We start from the raw sequence: 15832 nt of genomic DNA on the forward strand, positions 1-15832 counted from the left end.
TAATATTTGAATTAATGGAAGGCAGAACCAATGGCCAAGGGCAATAGACGAACGGCGCGATCTCGGGATCGGCAGGACGGTGCGGCCACGCGGACGAGCTTGCTCGAAGCAGGCGGCGCCGTCTTTGCCGAGTTCGGCTTCGATCGCGCGACTGCAAAGGAAATCGCCTTGCGTGCAGGGACGAACGCGGCGGCGGTGAACTATCACTTCGGCGGCATAGAGGCGCTGTACGAAGATGTTCTTGCTGAGGCGCATCACCGCCTGATGAGTTACGATGTGCTTGCCCGAACGGTTGCCGCAGACATCGAGCCGAAAGAGAAGCTGCGGGGGTTTATCGGGCTGCTGGTCAAGGTCGTGCGAACGGGCAATGAGCATTCATGGCCGGCGAAGGTGATTGTCCGCGAACTGATCGCGCCAACGCCGCATATCGACAAGCTTCGCCGCGAGGAAATTGAACCTAAAAAGGCTTTGCTGTTCGGCGTCATCGCACAGATCATCGGCGTGGCGTCGGATCACCCATTCGTCGCTCAGGCGGCACTTTCGACGATGGCGCCGTGTTTCATGCTGCTGGTTGCCGAGAAACGCGTCTCCGAGATCATTCCGGCGCTCGGGCGGGACGTGACGACGGATGCGGAGCTGGCGGAGCGGTTGGTTCGCTTTGCCCTTGGTGGTCTCGCCCAGCTTTCGCTGTTGGCGCAGGCGGAGAGATCACCGGATCAATCGATCTGACCCTTCGCAAACAACGCAGTATCAGGCTACCTCAGCCTTCGAAACCGAACCGTTCGACGTCGAAGTCGTCGCCGTCATAGGCTGCGGCACCGGCCTGGGCCTCCGCCATGTCGTCGTGCATCGGAATGGGCGCACTGACGAGGCTCGGGAGCGTCATGCTGACCGCCATGCCCGGCGGCTGCAGAGCCCAGGCGACGATGGCGCCGGTCGACATGGCCCCGACGCCGCCGGATACTTCCTGCGCGGCGGAGCTCGGCAGCTGTGCCATTGGCTGCATCTTCGCCATGGCGCTGTCGGCCGTATTCTTTGCGTTGTCCGAAACCACAAGCTTTCCGGCGTCGTTGCGGCCCACGACCAGGCTTGCAAGGACGGCAGGCGGAATGGGTCTTTCAGGCGCGGCCGTCGGGATGACGACGATGCTGCTGGTTGGACGCCAGGCCGGCAGCGGAACGGCATAGGCCGCAAGATCGGCAAAGGGCTGGCTCTTGTTTTCTTCCTCCACCCGCTTGCCGAGCTGAAGCTCTAGTCCGTTGATGGCTCGGCTCCTGGGCGTCGGCAGCATGCTGGTGAGAAGGCTGCGGTCGGGCGTCTCGTTGCGAGACGGTAGCGATGATCCGGCGTCGTCATCATCGTCCGAGACAGCTGCGATCCTGCTGCTCATTTGAGATGGCCGCTTTTTGGATTGCGCGATCGCCACATCATAACCTGGTAGCGGTCTGCCATCCGCCGGCACATGGAGTGTCTGGCCATTCGGGAAAAGCCGTGCAAGCTCCTGGCGTGACATTCGCGGCCAGGCGCGAACCCTGCCGACATCGAGATGCACGAAGGGCGAGCCGGAATTGGGATAGAAGCCCACACCACCGATCTGCATCTGCATGGCGATCGCGCGCAGGCTGGCAAGCTTCACGCCGGGAATGTAAAAATCCATCGCCTTGCCGAGCGTGTGCTGGCTGTGCTTCGCCACGCCGGAGCTGCGGGACCGGCCTCTCAGCATGTTGTTGGTTGACGGAGAGCGGTAGGCCGAGACGACGTGAATGGATTCTCCCGCACCACTGCGGCGATAGACCTCCCAAACAAGATCGAGCAGCTCCGGATCGATCCTGGTCGGCTCGTTCTTGCGCCAGTCACGCAGGAAACGGTTGATCTGGGCAAGGCCCCGCGGGTCATACTTGCCGCCGCGCTTGAAGGTGATGGTCGCCCTTTCCCCCGTGTGCGTGAAAAAGAGCTTGAGCGCACGATCCTCGGCCGCAGCCGAGCCGGCAAAGGCGCCAAGTATCAGCATCGCGATCAGCGCCACGCGGCAAGCGACGAACGAGAAAGTCGTGGCAAAAACTGTCGTCGGAATGGAAAAGATCACGTGATGCACGGATACGACTTTCGCCCTTGCTAATAGACACAGAAATCAGAGGCGCCGCGTCTGCGGCATCGCTATACCGTCCAATTATGGTCAACAAATCCCTAACGGACCGTTTATAGCCGGAAACGGCAAAATTTTGTCCGTTCGAGCGCATTCATGGGCCGCTGACGTCACCTGTTCGACTGGGCGAGCCTGATTTCAGAAAGCTTCAGCCATGCCGGTGCAATTTTGTGAGCCATCAACCATGGCCTGTAAGGTGTCGCCTTGCGAAAGATGGGGAAAAACCGGCTTTGCAAACGTTTTCGCGTGGGTTGCAAACTGCCTGCCAAGACATCATCATCCCGCCCCATGAGTGGACAGAATCGATTTGCTCCCCCGTCTAGTGGGCAGCAAACAATCAGACGTAGCGACCTGTTGCGGCAGCTCCGGCGGGCCGGGCTGCGCCGTTTGACGACCATTGTCGCACCTGCCGGTTACGGCAAGACCTCCCTTGCCGTCCAATGGTACGAGCTGTTGAAGGAGGATGGCGTCAAGCTCTGCTGGGTGTCGCTCGATGCTGAACACACCAACCAGGAAGCCTTCCTGCTTGCACTGATCGATGCCCTGCAGACGCTGCTTCACGAAGATGGTGCCGACGCCGGCAATCTGCCTGCGGCAGCACTGCTTTCCGTGCTGGCGACGCGGCTGCGCAAGATCGAAGGACCGCTCGTCGTCTTTCTCGACGACTATCATTTCGCCCAGACGGATGCGACCGAGGCGCTGATGGCGAAGATCCTCGCGGATCTCTCGCTCGAACACGTCAAGCTGGTGCTGGTCAGCCGCAGCCCGCCGCGCTTTCCGCTCTCGGCACTGCGGTTGCGTGGTGAGTTCAAGCAGTTCGGCGTTGCCGAGCTTGGCTTTACCGATGCCGAAGCAGGGGAGCTTTTCGCCGGTAAGGGCACTCATCTGACGGAGGAGCAGGTCGGTTCTTTCAATCGCCGGACCGAAGGCTGGGCGGTTGCGCTGCAGATGGTGAGTTTGCTCGTATCGGAATCGGAGGAGAGCGACAGCATTCTGGCCTCTTTCGACGGCGGCGGTGCCGACATGGGCTCCTACCTGTCGGAGCAGGTGTTCGAACATCTGCCTGAAGACATACGCCAGTTTCTCATCGGCACGGCCGCCCTTCCAGCCTTCAATCATTCGTTGCTCGAAGCCGTGCTGGAAAGCAGAGAGCAGGCGGATCTTAGTGAAAGGCTGGCTGACTACGCCCTTCCGGTCACATTGCTTGCAGGCCCCGGCAACTGGATGCGGTTTCATCCGGTCTTCAACGAGTTCCTCAAGAAGACCGCCAGTCGCAGGGGGATCGATGCCAATCTTGCGCTCAATCGCGCGGCCCACTGGTTTGAAGCCCATGGCGACATAGATCGGGCCGTGCATCACGCGCTTTCGGCAGGCGATGCCAATCTTGCCGCACGTATCGTCGAGACCGCCGGCGGCTGGCGACGCGTCTATGCCACCACCCGCGGCGGCGCAACGCTCTTTCAGGCCTTGAGCGGACGTGCCTCGGAAATCGATCTCGTCCGCTTTCCGCTTTCAACACTTGGGCTCTCGATCTTCAACGCCAAGGCGGCGCATCTGGCTGCGGCCAATCACTATCTTGTCATCGCCGAGCGGGCCGCAGTTGCAGACCCGACCTTGGCAAAGGACCTGCGTGTCGTGCGCATTCTGCTGGCGCTTTATACGGATCACTGGGCGACGGCGGCCGATCTTTCTGCGCTTGAAGACGATTTGCGGCAGCCGGATGGAATGGAGCTCATCCATCGGGCGCTGGCGCTCAACATGCTCTCCTACAATTTCCTGATCCGCAGCGAGCTTGATCGGGCACTGCATTACGGGCATCTGGCCATTCGCGCCTTTCGCGACGGTGGAGCCGATTTCGGCGCCATGCACCTCTACACCCATATCGGCCAGGCCTTCTTTCTCTCCGGCGATTGTGCGAGCGCACTCTCGGCCTATGACGAGCTGATCTGCGAAGCGCAGACGAATATCGGTCCGGGTAGCGATCTCGATGCCGTCGGCCAGGTGTTGAAGGCCGAGGTTCTGTCGATGCGCGGCGACGCGGAGACAGCGGCGGAGATGCTCGGATGGGCGCTGCCTCATCTTGAGCTTCACGATACCTGGTTCGATCTTCTGGCTGCTGGTTTCATGGCCGAGCAACGGGTCCTGCGGATGCGCGAGGATTTGCTTGCCGCCCATGCGGCGATGGATCGCATTCGTGCCGTGGCGCGGCGGCGCGGTTTCGATCGGCTCACACGTCTGATCGATGGCGAGCGTGCCATGTTGCTCATGGCATCGGGCGATCTCGATCAGGCAATCCGCCATGCCGAGGCCAATGGCTTCGGCATGCAGGCAATCGTTTCAGATCGCGCCAATACCCTGGCCATCCATCTGCGCGGAGCCACGCCGGCGATCTTCTGGACACGTGCATACCTGGCCCTTGGCGAGAAGGCCAAGGCGCGCGAGGTCTTTGATCAGTTCAGGATGCGTCAGGCGCAACGTCCGCATGTTCCGCGCGCGATCGAGCTTGCTCTCATCGAAATAGGAATTCTTCTGGCGGAAGGCCGCGCGGATCTCGCCGCCGCCAGCCTTTCCGATCTCGTCTTGACGATGCCTCTCGACGACTACCGGGCGCTGCTTCATCTCGACCACTCCGCGGGGCTCGGGGAGCTTCGTGCACTCGCCAATCATTCAACGGTTGCAAACGTTCCTCGAAAGCGTCTTCAGTCGCTGCTCATGAGTGAGGAGACGGCGCAAGAGCCCGCCATCGATGAGGGCGGCTACGCCTTTACCGGCCGAGAGCGCATGGTGCTGGAATTGCTGAGTTCGGGGCTTTCCAACAAGGAAATCGGCCGGATGCTGGCCCTGTCCGACAATACGATCAAGTTTCACCTGCGCAATATCTTTGCGAAGCTCAACGTCTCGACGCGGACTGCGGCGGTGACGGCAGCACGCCAAAAGGGCATGCTTGATCGCTAACCCACCCGTTCGGGTGGGTTTTGGTATTGCCGCCCACCCATCGGGAAGGCTATCGATGGACGAAAAAACACCTAATCTGCACTCGTGCGAATATAATAACGAGGGGTAGATTCGTGATCGTCGTCGATCCGGTGACGCAGGAGATTATCGAGGGTAAGCTGGCAGCCACCGTCGATGAGATGGGCGTAGTCATGGCCAGGACCTCGATGAGCCCTGTGATCTATGAGGTGCTTGATTTCGCCTGTGGTCTCCTCACCCGTGAAGGTGAGCTCGTGGCGCAGATGAACGGCATCACCCTGTTCACCGGCACTTTCGGCACCCAGGTCAAGTCATTGATCGCACTCTACGGCGACGACTTGGAAGATGGTGACATCCTGCTCACCAACGACCCCTATTCCGGCGGCACGCATGCCTGCGATTTTGCCATCGTCAAGCCGATCTTCTTCGATGGCCGGATACTGGCCTATGCCATCAATGTCGCCCACTATCTCGATGTCGGTGGCTCGGTTCCGGGCTCGCTTGCTCCCAACGCCACCTCCGTCTTCCAGGAAGGGTTGAGGTTGCCGGGCGTCAAAGTGGTCCGCAGCGATCGTTTTTCGGGCGAGGTCTTGCGCATCATCCGCGAGAACGTCCGTCTGCCCGAAGTCGCGATCGGCGACCTCACGGCGCAGGTTGCGACCGTGCGCGTTGCTGCTCGCCGCATGGGCGAACTCGCGCGCAAATACGGCACCGATGTCGTCGAGGCCGCATTCGATCACCTCTTGTCGGTCAGCGAGAAGCAGGCCCGCGCCGCCATCGCCGCACTGCCCGACGGAACCTACGAGGCGCAAGATATTATCGACGGGGATGGCGTCACCACCGATCCCATCTCGGTCAAGGTAATTGTCACGATCGCTGGAGATCGCCTGACGGCAGATTTCACCGGTTGCCCGCCGGCTGTTGCAGGCCCGATCAACTGCGCGGCGGGTGCGCTGCAGTCGGCGGTGCGCACCATCTTCAAGGCGCTGGTCGCGCCGCAGGCGCCGTCCAATGAGGGCTGGTTCCGGCCGCTCTCCGTCATCGCGCCAAAGGGGTCGGTTTTCACTGCCGAGAAGCCGTCGCCGACAGGCTGGTATTATGAGGGTTCGGTGCATGCTTCCGAACTCGTCTGGAAGGCGCTTGCCAAGCTTATGCCTGAGCGCTTTTCCGCCGGTTCCTATACGAGCCTCTGCGTCGTCTATGTCGCCGGCAAGGATGAGGCTGGACAGCCATTCATCCACATCGAGCCGCAACATGGCGGCTGGGGCGCGAGCAGGGACGGCGATGGCGCCAATGCGCTGATCGCACTTACCGATGGCGATACCTATAACTATTCCGTCGAGGTTATCGAAGCGCGCTTTCCTTTGCGCGTGCGCCGCTATGCGCTCAACGTCGAGGGGGGATCGGGTGCTGGTCGCCGTCGCGGAGGGTTCGGCGTCATTCGCGATTATGAAATCCTTGGAGACGGTGCTTCGGCCTATTGCAGCTTCGGACGAACGGACACGCCTCCCTGGGGGATCGAAGGCGGTAAATCCGGCAGTATCAATCTTCTGCAGGTGGAAGAGAACGGCGGAAAAGTTCTTAATTTTGGCCGCGAGCCGCATATAGGTCTGAACCGTGGCGATCTCGTGCGGATCATCACCGGCGGCGGTGGCGGCTGGGGCGATCCGCGTGCTCGCGAGCCGGAACAGGTCCGTCGCGATGTTGAAGATGGCTACATCACCAGCGAGGTGGCGCGCAGCCTGTATGGATATGAAGAGGATATGGCGTCATGATCAGACTGGCGACGGATGTAGGCGGTACCTTTACCGACCTCGTCGGTTATGATGAGCGCACGGGCGAGATCTTTACCGCCAAGAGCCTGACGACCGTCCACGACCAATCCGAAGGCGTGCTAACGGCGATCGAACTTGCCGAAAAGAAGGACGGGCTTTCGACCCGCGATGTGATTTTCTTCGCCCATGGCGGAACGACTGTCATCAATGCGATCACCGAGCGCAAGGGCGTCAAGACGGCGCTGGTGACCACCTTCGGCTTTCGCGACGTGTTGGAAATCGGTCGCGGCAATCGCCCCGATCTCTACAATCTCCAGTTCAAGAGCCCGGAAGCTTTCGTGCCGCGCAGCCTGCGCTTCGAGGTGCGCGAACGTTTGGACGCCAAGGGTCGGGTGCTGACGCCTATCGAGCTTGGCGATCTCGAACCGATCATCCGCGAATGCCGCTCCCGCAAGGTCGAGGCGGTCGCCGTCATCTTCCTCCACAGTTACGCCAATCCCGAACATGAAATCGCCTGCGCCAAGGCGATCGCCGAGGCGCTGCCGGATGTCACGGTCTGCGCCAGCCACGAGGTCTCCCGTCAATGGCGGGAATATGAGCGCTCCAACACGGCGGTGCTCAATGCCTATGTGCAGCCGATCATCAAGCGCTACTTCGCGCGGCTTGAAAGCGCGCTGACCGAGCGCGATCTCACCTGCCCCTACTATGCCATGCAGTCGAACGGCGGAATCTCCACCTTTGATCAGGCGCAGATGAGCCCGCTGACGCTGGTCGAATCCGGACCGGCCGGTGGCGTGGCGGGTGCCGCGCGCATCGGCACCGTGCTTGGCGAATCCGAAGTGCTGTCGCTCGATGTCGGCGGCACGACGGCCAAATGCTCGTTGATCCACGACAGCCGCCCAACGCTCGACAGCGAGTACAAGCTCGAACATACGCGTATCGCCCCCGGCTATCCGGTGCAGGTGCCGGTGGTCGATATCGTGGAAATCGGCGCCGGTGGTGGGTCGATTGCCCGTATCGACGAGCGCGGCGCGCTCTGCGTCGGTCCGGAAAGCGCTGGTTCCACGCCGGGGCCTGCCTGCTATGGTCGTGGTGGTGAGAAGCCTACCCTTTCCGATGCACTGCTGACACTCGGCATCTTCGATCCGGCAAGCTTTGCCGGCGGCCAGATGCAGCTCGACAAGTCCAAGGCGGCCACGGCAATCGCGACGGTTGCCAAGCCGATGGGGTTGTCGGTCGAGGATGCGGCGCTCGCCATCGTCGAGATCGCCCATGCCTCAATGATCAATGCGCTGAAGCTGGTAACCGTCCAGCGCGGGCACGATCCACGCGATGCCGCTTTCGTCATTTCAGGGGGAGCAGGACCCGCTCTTGCTGCGCGCCTTGGGCGCGATCTCGGTGTGAAGATGACGATCGTGCCGCCGCATCCCGGCATATTTTCGGCCTGGGGAATGCTCGCGGCAGAGCCGCGGGCCGATTTCCGCAGCACGTGGTTCTCTCCTCTCGGTCCGGAAGCCGTCAGCAATCTGAAGCGCCGTTTCGATGAATTGAAGCGTGAGGCGGTCAAATATTTCTCCAAAGGCGATGCTGCCGAGATTCGCTATGTCTGCCGCGTCGAAGCCCGATATCGCGGACAGGAGCACGGCGTCTTTGCCCTCTTCGAAATGGACGACGACGCCGGAAGCTTTGCGGAACGTTTCCATGCCGCTCATGAGCGCGCTTATACCTTCCACCTGCCCAGTTCGCCGGTTGAGATCACGATGATCCATCTGGAGGCCGTGCTTCACGGCACGGTCATCGCCATTCCGAAACTCGATGGCGCCGGCCGTTCGCTGGAGACGGCCTTCAAAGGGCATCGCGAGGTCTATTTTGGTGGGACGATCGGTTGGGAGTCTTGCCCCGTCTACGAGCGCACGCGGCTGCCGTCTTCCGAGAAGATTGCTGGCCCCCTCGTCATCGAGGAGGCGACGGCGACATCGCTGGTTCTTGCCGGACAGGAGCTGGAAGTGAGCGAGGAGGGCTTGTTGCTCATCCGCGAATGTGATGGGGGACGCGTCTAGTATGGCGATAGCGATCGGTCTCGACCATATCGTCAGAAATTACGGGCCGACGCACGCCGTCGATGATGTGACGCTCGACATCAGGGCAGGGGAGTTCTTTACGCTGCTCGGCTCGTCCGGTTGCGGCAAGAGTTCTCTGCTGAAGCTGATCGGCGGTTTCGACAAACCCACCTCGGGCCGTGTGCTTTTTGATGGAAAGGACATGGCTAATGTTCCGGCCAATCGCCGGCCGGTGAATACCGTTTTCCAGTCGCTCGGGCTCTTTCCGCATATGAATGTCGCTCAGAATATCGGCTACGGCCTGAAGTTGCGCGGACTGTCCGGTGCCGCCCTTAAGACCAAGGTCGATGGTGCACTGGACCTCGTCGAACTTTCGGGCTTTGCTGATCGCGACGTCAATCTTCTCTCAGGCGGTCAGCGGCAACGCGTGGCGCTTGCGCGCGCGCTCGTCATGGAACCGGGCATCCTTCTGCTTGACGAACCTTTGACCGGGCTTGATGAGCGGCTGCGTCAGCAGATGCGTGACGAGTTCGGGCGGCTTCACAAACGGACTGGAGCGACCTTCATTCTCGTCACTCACAATCAGGACGAGGCACTCAGCCTTTCGGATCGCATGGCGGTCATGCACAAGGGGCGGATCGAACAGACCGATGTGCCGTCGCGCTTCTTCGAGGCGCCGGCCAATGCCTTCGTTGCCCGTTTCGTCGGCATCGACACGCTCCTGACGCCCGAAAGCATTGTGATTTCAGGCAACAAGGCTGTCGTTACGATTGCTGGACAGCGCATCAGTGCGAGCTTCTCCGGAGCCGCGCCGCCGTCCGATGCGCTGGTCGCAATCCGCCCAGACCGCATTGAGCTGGCCCCAGCTGCCGAAGAGGTTGCTGAAATAATTGAACTTAAGGTTGTCGAAAGCATCTATCGCGGACTCAGCCATGACGTTACGCTCGCTTTCGCCGACAGCCAGCGCGTGGTGTTAACGACTAGCGCGGACGCAACTCCGCCCTCGCCGGGCGAAAGCGTGCGCGTCTGTCTGAAGCCAGGCGCTGCGCTCCTGATCGATCGTTCCGGAATACCGGCTCTGGCTGGAGGCGATGAGTAGAACCCGAATAGCTGAAACAAGCGAAAAATGAGGGAAGGGAATGACACGATGAACAAGAGCAATAATCTCGTCTCCTCCGCCTTGAGGAGCAATATGCAGCGCCGTGACATGCTCAAGCTGATGGGGGCGGGTGCGGCCGCACTCTCCGTCGGTGGGCTTTCTGCAACGCGTGCCATGGCTGATGACGCAACGGTTGCGTTCTGGGGCACTGCGACGCTCGATATCGGCGACAAATGGCAGGAATTTACCCGCCAGAGTGGTGTTTCGCCCGAATTCACCGATAACGGCAACGATGTCGGTCCGGTGGTCGCGCGCCTTGCCGCCGGCAATGCCAATGATCTCTTCGATGTCGGCGGCTTTCAGGGCGGCGCCGAGCGTGAACTCGCCAAGCAGGGCCTGATTGCGCCCTGGGACGTTTCAAAGATCTCGAATTTCGCCGGCATCTGGCAATGGGCCAAGGATATCCCGACCTTGACCTATGAGGGCAAGCAGTACGGCATTCCCACCGTCGTCAACGCCGACTCCATCATCTATCGCCCCGACAAGCTCGGCAAGGTCGACAGCTACGGCGTCATCTTCGATCCCAAGCTCAAGGGCAGGGTTGCGATGGAAGATGCGTGGATCAACAGCGCCATCTTTACCGCCATCTATCTCAAGGAAGCGGAGAACAAGCCGATCAAGGAGCCGGGCAATCTGACGGAATCCGAACTCGGCCTCGTCATGGAGTTCCTGATCAAGCACAAGAAGGACGGCCAGTTCCGCACCTTCTGGAATGGCTGGGAACAGGGCGTCCAACTGGTGGCGAATGAAGAAGTTGACGCCATGACCGGCTGGGAGCCGATCGTCTATGAAGGCCGCAAGCGCGGTCTGCAGGTCGAATATGCGGCTCCCGTCGAAGGCTACGAAGGCTGGGGCAACAACACGGTGCTGCTCAAGGGTGCCACGGAGCGCGGCAAGGCTGACGTCGCCCACAAATTCGTCGATGCACTGCTGGCCGGCCTTTATGGTTGCGAACTCGGCAAGGCGCGCGGCTATCTCGTGCCGACCGACAACAACCTCGCCTACGCCAAGGCCCATCCGGACGAATACAAGCCTGACGATGTAGCCAAGCTTGCCGACCATGTGAAGGCCAAGTTCTCCGGAAAGGTCTACTGGCAGAATTGCCGCCCGGACAATTTCCAACTCTACGAAGAGTGGTGGCAGAAGCTGCGCAACGCCTGATTTAACACAATGGACCGGGGCTGGTGCATCTGTCGAACGACAGGCCGGCCCCGAGCCGATGGGATCAACGCCGAGAGAAGGAGGATTAGATTATGAAGACATCAGTTCTATTGCTGACCGCTCCGCTTGCGGCGATCCTCGCGCTTGGCCTTGCGCCGCTCGTTCTTGTCGTGGTCTGGAGCTTTTGTGCCTGGGACTCTGCCACCTACTGGATCAAGCCGGAATTCAGCCTCGCCGCCTATGGCGCCATTCTGGAAGCCGGGCGCTGGAGCGTGTTTCTATCCACGCTTGGCAAGGCGTTCCTGACATCCGCTATATGCCTCGTCATCGCCTATCCCACTGCCTATGCAATGTATTTTCTGGCTGGTCGCACTCTGTCCGTCGTGCTCGCGGCCCTTCTTACGATCCCGTTTTTCACGTCCTATCTCATTCGCTCCTTCTCCTGGCGGCTGCTGCTTGGCCGCACTGGCGTCATCAACATGCTTCTTCAGCAAGCCGGCATCACGGATGCGCCGCTCGACTGGTTGCTGTTCAGCGATTTTGCCGTCATCGTCGGGCTTGTCGCCTCCTACCTGCCGTTCGCAACCTTCCCTGTCCTGCTCTCCATGCGCCGCGTCGACCCGATCGCGCTGGCGGCATCGCGCGATCTTGGCGCCGGGTTCTGGACGATGGTCCGCACCGTGTTGCTGCCGCTGACCTACTCCGGCGTCTTTGCCGGTTTCCTCTTCGTCTTCGTCATGGTTGCCGGCTCCTCGACCGAGGTGCAGATGCTTGGAGGCGCTGGCGCATCGATCGTCTCGGTGATGATCAACGACGTCATGCGTGTCGCCAATTTTCCGCTCGCCTTTGCAATCTCGACGCTGATGCTCGTCATCGTCTTTGGGCTGGTGCTGATCGGCAATGCCCTGTTCGGCCTTTCTTCGCTATTCGAGGAGCGCGGCCAATGACAGTCAGGGAAGGAACGACCCCGCGCATCGTCATCTGGGCTCTGACCATCTTCGGCCTCATCGTGATCTATGCGCCACCGCTTTATCTGCTTGGTGTCTCGTTCAATCCGGCGCTGCAGCCGGGGTTGCCGCACTTCTCCGACATTACCCTGAAATGGTACCTCGCACTCGGCTCGGAAAGCGCGCTTGTCGCCGCGCTCGGGCAATCAATCATCATTGCGCTTGCAACGGCTGTCATCGCGACGCTGCTGTCGCTCGGCGCGGCGCTGGCCCATCGCGAGCTTCACCGCGGGCGCAGCCTGTGGTTTCTGACCGTGCTGTTGCCGATGTTCATACCTGGAGTCATCCAGGGGCTGGCGCTTTCGACGGTGATCAGTCGCGCTGGCGTTAAGGCATCGGCCTTGACCGTTATTGCCGGCCATCTGCTATGGGCGATGCCCTTCGCCTTCGTCGTCATCCTGACGAGCTTTGCCGCGGTCAAGCGAACCTATCTGATGGCGGCGGACGATCTCGGTGCCGGCCGCTTCCGGCAGTTCTGGGATATTACCCTGCCATTGATCCGGCCGGGCCTCATCAGCGCCTTCATCTTTTCGTTCCTGCTGTCCCTCAACGAGTTTACGCGCGCCTTTTATCTGGCCGGTCGCCAAAACACGTTGCCGGTAGTGCTGTTCGGCAAAATGAATTCCGGCGCCTCGCCGACGATCTATGCGATGTCGGGCGCAATCTTCCTTGTATCAAGCGTTTGCGTGGTGGCCGTCGCACTGCGTTCGCTGCTCATGCAACGCCGAGTGGGGTGATCCATATGCAAATTGGACTGACGAGTCGCAAGTTCTGCCCGCCCTTAGACCTCCATCAACGGGAGTATAGAGGATGAAACAAGAGTCGAAACTGATGGCGCTGATCCGCGCTGGTAAGAGGCAGGAGGCGCTTGACATGGTCGAGCGGCTGAAGGCGGCGACGCAATCGCTGCCGACGTCTATCAAGGTAGATCGAACGGGCGCCGTCACCTACTACAAAGGGAACCGCCGTTTCGTGAGAAACATCCAGGGCGGCTGGGATCTGGTGCCGAAGAAAAAGTAGATGTCCGTTGTTGATCTGGGCATCGAGCAGACCGGCGCTGTCGAATACGCGGCGCGGGCAAGAAGCAGCGGTTGGAAAGGAAAGATTTCGATCGACTGCAAATAGAAGGTCGCGGTGCCAATATTCGATGTGGCAAGCTTCTCATGCTCGGGATTTTGCCATGACAGATATTCCCTAGTGGAACGGTGATTTCGTCAAGTATTCGATATCTTTAAGATATAAATAATATTAGAAAATATCTTATTTAGAAATATAAAATTAACGTCCAAAGCCTAAGGTCTCCTCGACCGTCATCGCGCAGATGAAGGTCGATTGAAGGAGACAGGACCATGTATCGTGTTTCTCATTTCAACAGGGAGAAAGAGGGCGCCGCAGCCGTCGAATTCGCTCTCATCGCGCCGCTTTTTTTCCTTCTGCTTCTCACGCTGGTCGCCTTTGCCATCTATCTTACTGCCGCTCATTCGCTGCAGCAATTGACGGCCGATGCCGCCCGCACGGCGATTGCAGGGTTGTCGGCGGACGAACGAAGCCAGCTGGTTCAGAGCTTCGTCACCAGCTCGACGATCAACGACGCTTTCATCGACAAGAGCAAGTTGACGATAACCGTCGCTACCGACCCGACCAATGTCAATCAGTTCACCGTCAGCGCCGCCTATGACGCGTCGAATCTTCCGATCTGGAACCTCTATACATTCGCGATGCCGGATCAAACCATCCGCCGCTATTCGACCATTCGTCTCGGAGGTCTCTGATGGAGTGGCTTCTCGGTCGGCTCGCCTCTCTGCGAGACAGGCGAGGGAACGTTGCCGTCACGACTGCGCTTGTCTCGCCTCTGATCCTTTATTGCCTTGGCCTCGGCATCGATTATGGCATGATGACGCTACAGCAACGGCGCCTCCAGCAACTGAGCGACATCGGCGCGATATCGGCTGCCTCCGATATCGCAAATGCGCAGACTGCGCTTTTGAACAATCTCCAGAGCAATGGCACCACGGCGGCGGTTGCCTCCGGCAGCAGCTATATGACGAGCAAGGGGCTCGTCAACACAGCTACCGCCAACTCCGGTCAATATGAGACCGTGGGCAATCTGGTGCTCGGCACCTACACGGCGGACGCGTCGATCCCGCTTGCAAACCGCTTCTCCTCTACAGGAACCTCACCGTATGACTCCGTCAAGGTGACATTGACCCAAAAGGCGGTGATGCCTTTCGCTTCCGCCTTTGCTACGCCGCCGACGCTCAGCGCGACGGGCACCGCATCCAGCGAGCGTCTGGCCGCCTTCTCGGTCGGATCGCGGCTTGCCAGCCTCAACGGCGGTATCCTGAACCAGCTCCTTGGCACGTTGCTGGGAACGCAGATCTCCCTAAAGGTCGCGGACTATCAGTCGCTCATAAGCGCGAATGTCAATCTTCTGAGTTTTCTCAATCTCCTGGCGACGGATCTCAAGCTTACAGGGGTAAGCTATGACCAGCTTCTCGCGACCGATGTCACCTATGACAAGATTCTCGGTGCGCTCGGCAAATCGACCAATCTTTCGAGCGGCGTCGTCACCCTCATCAACAATCTTGGCAAGACGCTCGGCACGACGAAACTGACCGTCAAGCTGCAGGATATCGTGAACCTCGGTCCTTTGGGGAGCAATATCGTCGGCACTTCCCCCAATCTGACGGCCAATATGAATGTGCTGGATCTAATCTCGATGACGGCAATGGCTGCCAACCAGCAAAAGCAGATCGCGCTTGATCTTGGGGCCGCTTTGCCAGGCGTTGCGACAGCAAAGCTGACGCTGGCGATCGGAGAAATGTCTCAGCAGACGCCGGCCCTTGCCGTGGGCGCGCCGGGCACGATTGTTCGCACGCCACAGGTCCGTGCTGCGCTCGAAGTCGCCGTTACCGGTCTGTCCCTGATCGCCGGGCTGAAGCTCAGGGTGCCGCTCTATATCGAGCTTGCTCCCGCGGAAGCCAAGCTTGCCTCGATTACCTGTGTCGGCGGCTCCATGCCGAACGCGGTCGTCGGTATAGACGCCGTGCCCGGTGTTGCCGAGGTAGATCTGGGCGACGTCAACACGTCTGCCTTCGTAAACTTCGGCTCCGAACCGCGGGTGACGCCGGCTGCGATCATCGATTCCCTCCTTCTCAAGGTGATCGCGAGTGCGCAGGTCGATATCGCCAACATGAGCCCGACACGATTGAACTTTCAGCCTTCGGAGATTTCGGCAGGTACGATCAAGACGGTTTCAACGAGTACCGTCCTGACCTCCACGGTCTCGTCGCTCCTGAAAAACGCGACCATCACCATCCAATTGCTCATCTTGACCATTGGAACGCCGTCGGGAGTGCTTTCGGCCGTTGCCGATACGCTATCGGTCGTGACGGCACCACTCGATCAGGTTCTGTACGGCCTGCTCGGCCTGCTCGGTCTCGGTATCGGACAAGCCGACGTGAGCGTTACCGATGCAAGGTGCACGCAGCCTGTGCTGGTGCAGTAATGGCTTCCTTGAGATCCCATGTAGTCGAGCGAGAAAGCCGGGT

12 protein-coding genes are annotated in these 15832 nt (G+C 60.0%); 11 read left to right on the forward strand and 1 reads right to left on the reverse strand.

All coding sequences use genetic code 11. The features are described 5' to 3' along the window. Positions 1-30 precede the first annotated feature (30 nt). Positions 31-729, forward strand: coding sequence for a TetR/AcrR family transcriptional regulator (locus GA0061100_RS11665; RefSeq protein ID WP_075852867.1), 699 nt, complete (start codon positions 31-33; stop codon positions 727-729). Positions 730-760: 31 nt separating this feature from the next. Here the strand turns inward: GA0061100_RS11665 and GA0061100_RS11670 are convergent, their stop codons facing one another. Next, the gene (locus tag GA0061100_RS11670) at positions 761-2095 is read right to left on the reverse strand and encodes a peptidoglycan L,D-endopeptidase MepK (protein ID WP_244557812.1); all 1335 of its coding nucleotides are present in this window, start codon (positions 2093-2095) and stop codon (positions 761-763) included. A gap of 438 nt (positions 2096-2533) precedes the next feature. On the opposite strand from GA0061100_RS11670, the gene GA0061100_RS11675 reads away from it, so the two are divergent. The 10 genes from GA0061100_RS11675 (at position 2534) to GA0061100_RS11720 (ending at position 15789) form a co-directional block, all read left to right on the forward strand. Continuing rightward, positions 2534-5101, forward strand: coding sequence for a winged helix-turn-helix domain-containing protein (locus tag GA0061100_RS11675; protein ID WP_244557813.1), 2568 nt, complete (start codon positions 2534-2536; stop codon positions 5099-5101). Between the two features lie 113 nt (positions 5102-5214). After that, complete coding sequence (locus GA0061100_RS11680; RefSeq protein WP_075852869.1) at positions 5215-6894, forward strand: hydantoinase B/oxoprolinase family protein; 1680 nt, start codon at positions 5215-5217, stop codon at positions 6892-6894. Next, entirely contained in the window at positions 6891-8954 is a 2064-nt protein-coding gene (locus GA0061100_RS11685) for a hydantoinase/oxoprolinase family protein (protein ID WP_075852870.1), read from the forward strand. The genes GA0061100_RS11680 and GA0061100_RS11685 overlap by 4 nt, the downstream gene beginning before the upstream one ends. A 1-nt stretch (position 8955) precedes the next feature. Further along, positions 8956-10053, forward strand: coding sequence for an ABC transporter ATP-binding protein (locus GA0061100_RS11690; RefSeq protein WP_075852871.1), 1098 nt, complete (start codon positions 8956-8958; stop codon positions 10051-10053). Positions 10054-10101: 48 nt separating this feature from the next. Then, on the forward strand, positions 10102-11274 hold the full coding sequence (locus tag GA0061100_RS11695; protein WP_075852872.1) for an ABC transporter substrate-binding protein: 1173 nt from the start codon (positions 10102-10104) through the stop codon (positions 11272-11274). 92 nt (positions 11275-11366) lie between these two features. After that, entirely contained in the window at positions 11367-12221 is an 855-nt protein-coding gene (locus tag GA0061100_RS11700; protein WP_075852873.1) for an ABC transporter permease, read from the forward strand. Next, positions 12218-13018 carry an ABC transporter permease gene (locus tag GA0061100_RS11705; protein ID WP_075852874.1) on the forward strand — a complete coding sequence of 267 codons (801 nt, stop codon included), beginning with the start codon at positions 12218-12220 and terminating at the stop codon, positions 13016-13018. Before GA0061100_RS11700 ends, GA0061100_RS11705 begins: the two co-directional genes overlap by 4 nt. A gap of 73 nt (positions 13019-13091) precedes the next feature. Beyond that, positions 13092-13301 carry a hypothetical protein gene (locus tag GA0061100_RS11710; protein WP_075852875.1) on the forward strand — a complete coding sequence of 70 codons (210 nt, stop codon included), beginning with the start codon at positions 13092-13094 and terminating at the stop codon, positions 13299-13301. A 329-nt stretch (positions 13302-13630) separates the two neighbouring features. Further along, a complete protein-coding gene (locus GA0061100_RS11715; RefSeq protein ID WP_075852876.1) occupies positions 13631-14053 on the forward strand; it encodes a TadE/TadG family type IV pilus assembly protein in 423 nt (140 codons plus the stop codon). Further along, entirely contained in the window at positions 14053-15789 is a 1737-nt protein-coding gene (locus tag GA0061100_RS11720) for a pilus assembly protein TadG-related protein (RefSeq protein ID WP_075852877.1), read from the forward strand. Before GA0061100_RS11715 ends, GA0061100_RS11720 begins: the two co-directional genes overlap by 1 nt. Positions 15790-15832: the final 43 nt, after the last annotated feature.

It is taken from the genome of Martinezella hainanensis (assembly GCF_900094555.1).
GTDB lineage: Bacteria > Pseudomonadota > Alphaproteobacteria > Rhizobiales > Rhizobiaceae > Rhizobium > Rhizobium hainanense.

Excerpts from the sequence above, each read along its gene's own strand:
- GA0061100_RS11705 (WP_075852874.1), top strand. The coding sequence starts at position 12,218 with ATGACAGTCAGGGAAGGAACGACCCCGCGCATCGTCATCTGGGCTCTG.
- GA0061100_RS11700 (WP_075852873.1), top strand. The coding sequence starts at position 11,367 with ATGAAGACATCAGTTCTATTGCTGACCGCTCCGCTTGCGGCGATCCTC.
- GA0061100_RS11690 (WP_075852871.1), top strand. The coding sequence starts at position 8,956 with ATGGCGATAGCGATCGGTCTCGACCATATCGTCAGAAATTACGGGCCG.
- GA0061100_RS11715 (WP_075852876.1), top strand. The coding sequence starts at position 13,631 with ATGTATCGTGTTTCTCATTTCAACAGGGAGAAAGAGGGCGCCGCAGCC.
- GA0061100_RS11695 (WP_075852872.1), top strand. The coding sequence starts at position 10,102 with ATGAACAAGAGCAATAATCTCGTCTCCTCCGCCTTGAGGAGCAATATG.
- GA0061100_RS11720 (WP_075852877.1), top strand. The coding sequence starts at position 14,053 with ATGGAGTGGCTTCTCGGTCGGCTCGCCTCTCTGCGAGACAGGCGAGGG.
- GA0061100_RS11710 (WP_075852875.1), top strand. The coding sequence starts at position 13,092 with ATGAAACAAGAGTCGAAACTGATGGCGCTGATCCGCGCTGGTAAGAGG.
- GA0061100_RS11665 (WP_075852867.1), top strand. The coding sequence starts at position 31 with ATGGCCAAGGGCAATAGACGAACGGCGCGATCTCGGGATCGGCAGGAC.
- GA0061100_RS11685 (WP_075852870.1), top strand. The coding sequence starts at position 6,891 with ATGATCAGACTGGCGACGGATGTAGGCGGTACCTTTACCGACCTCGTC.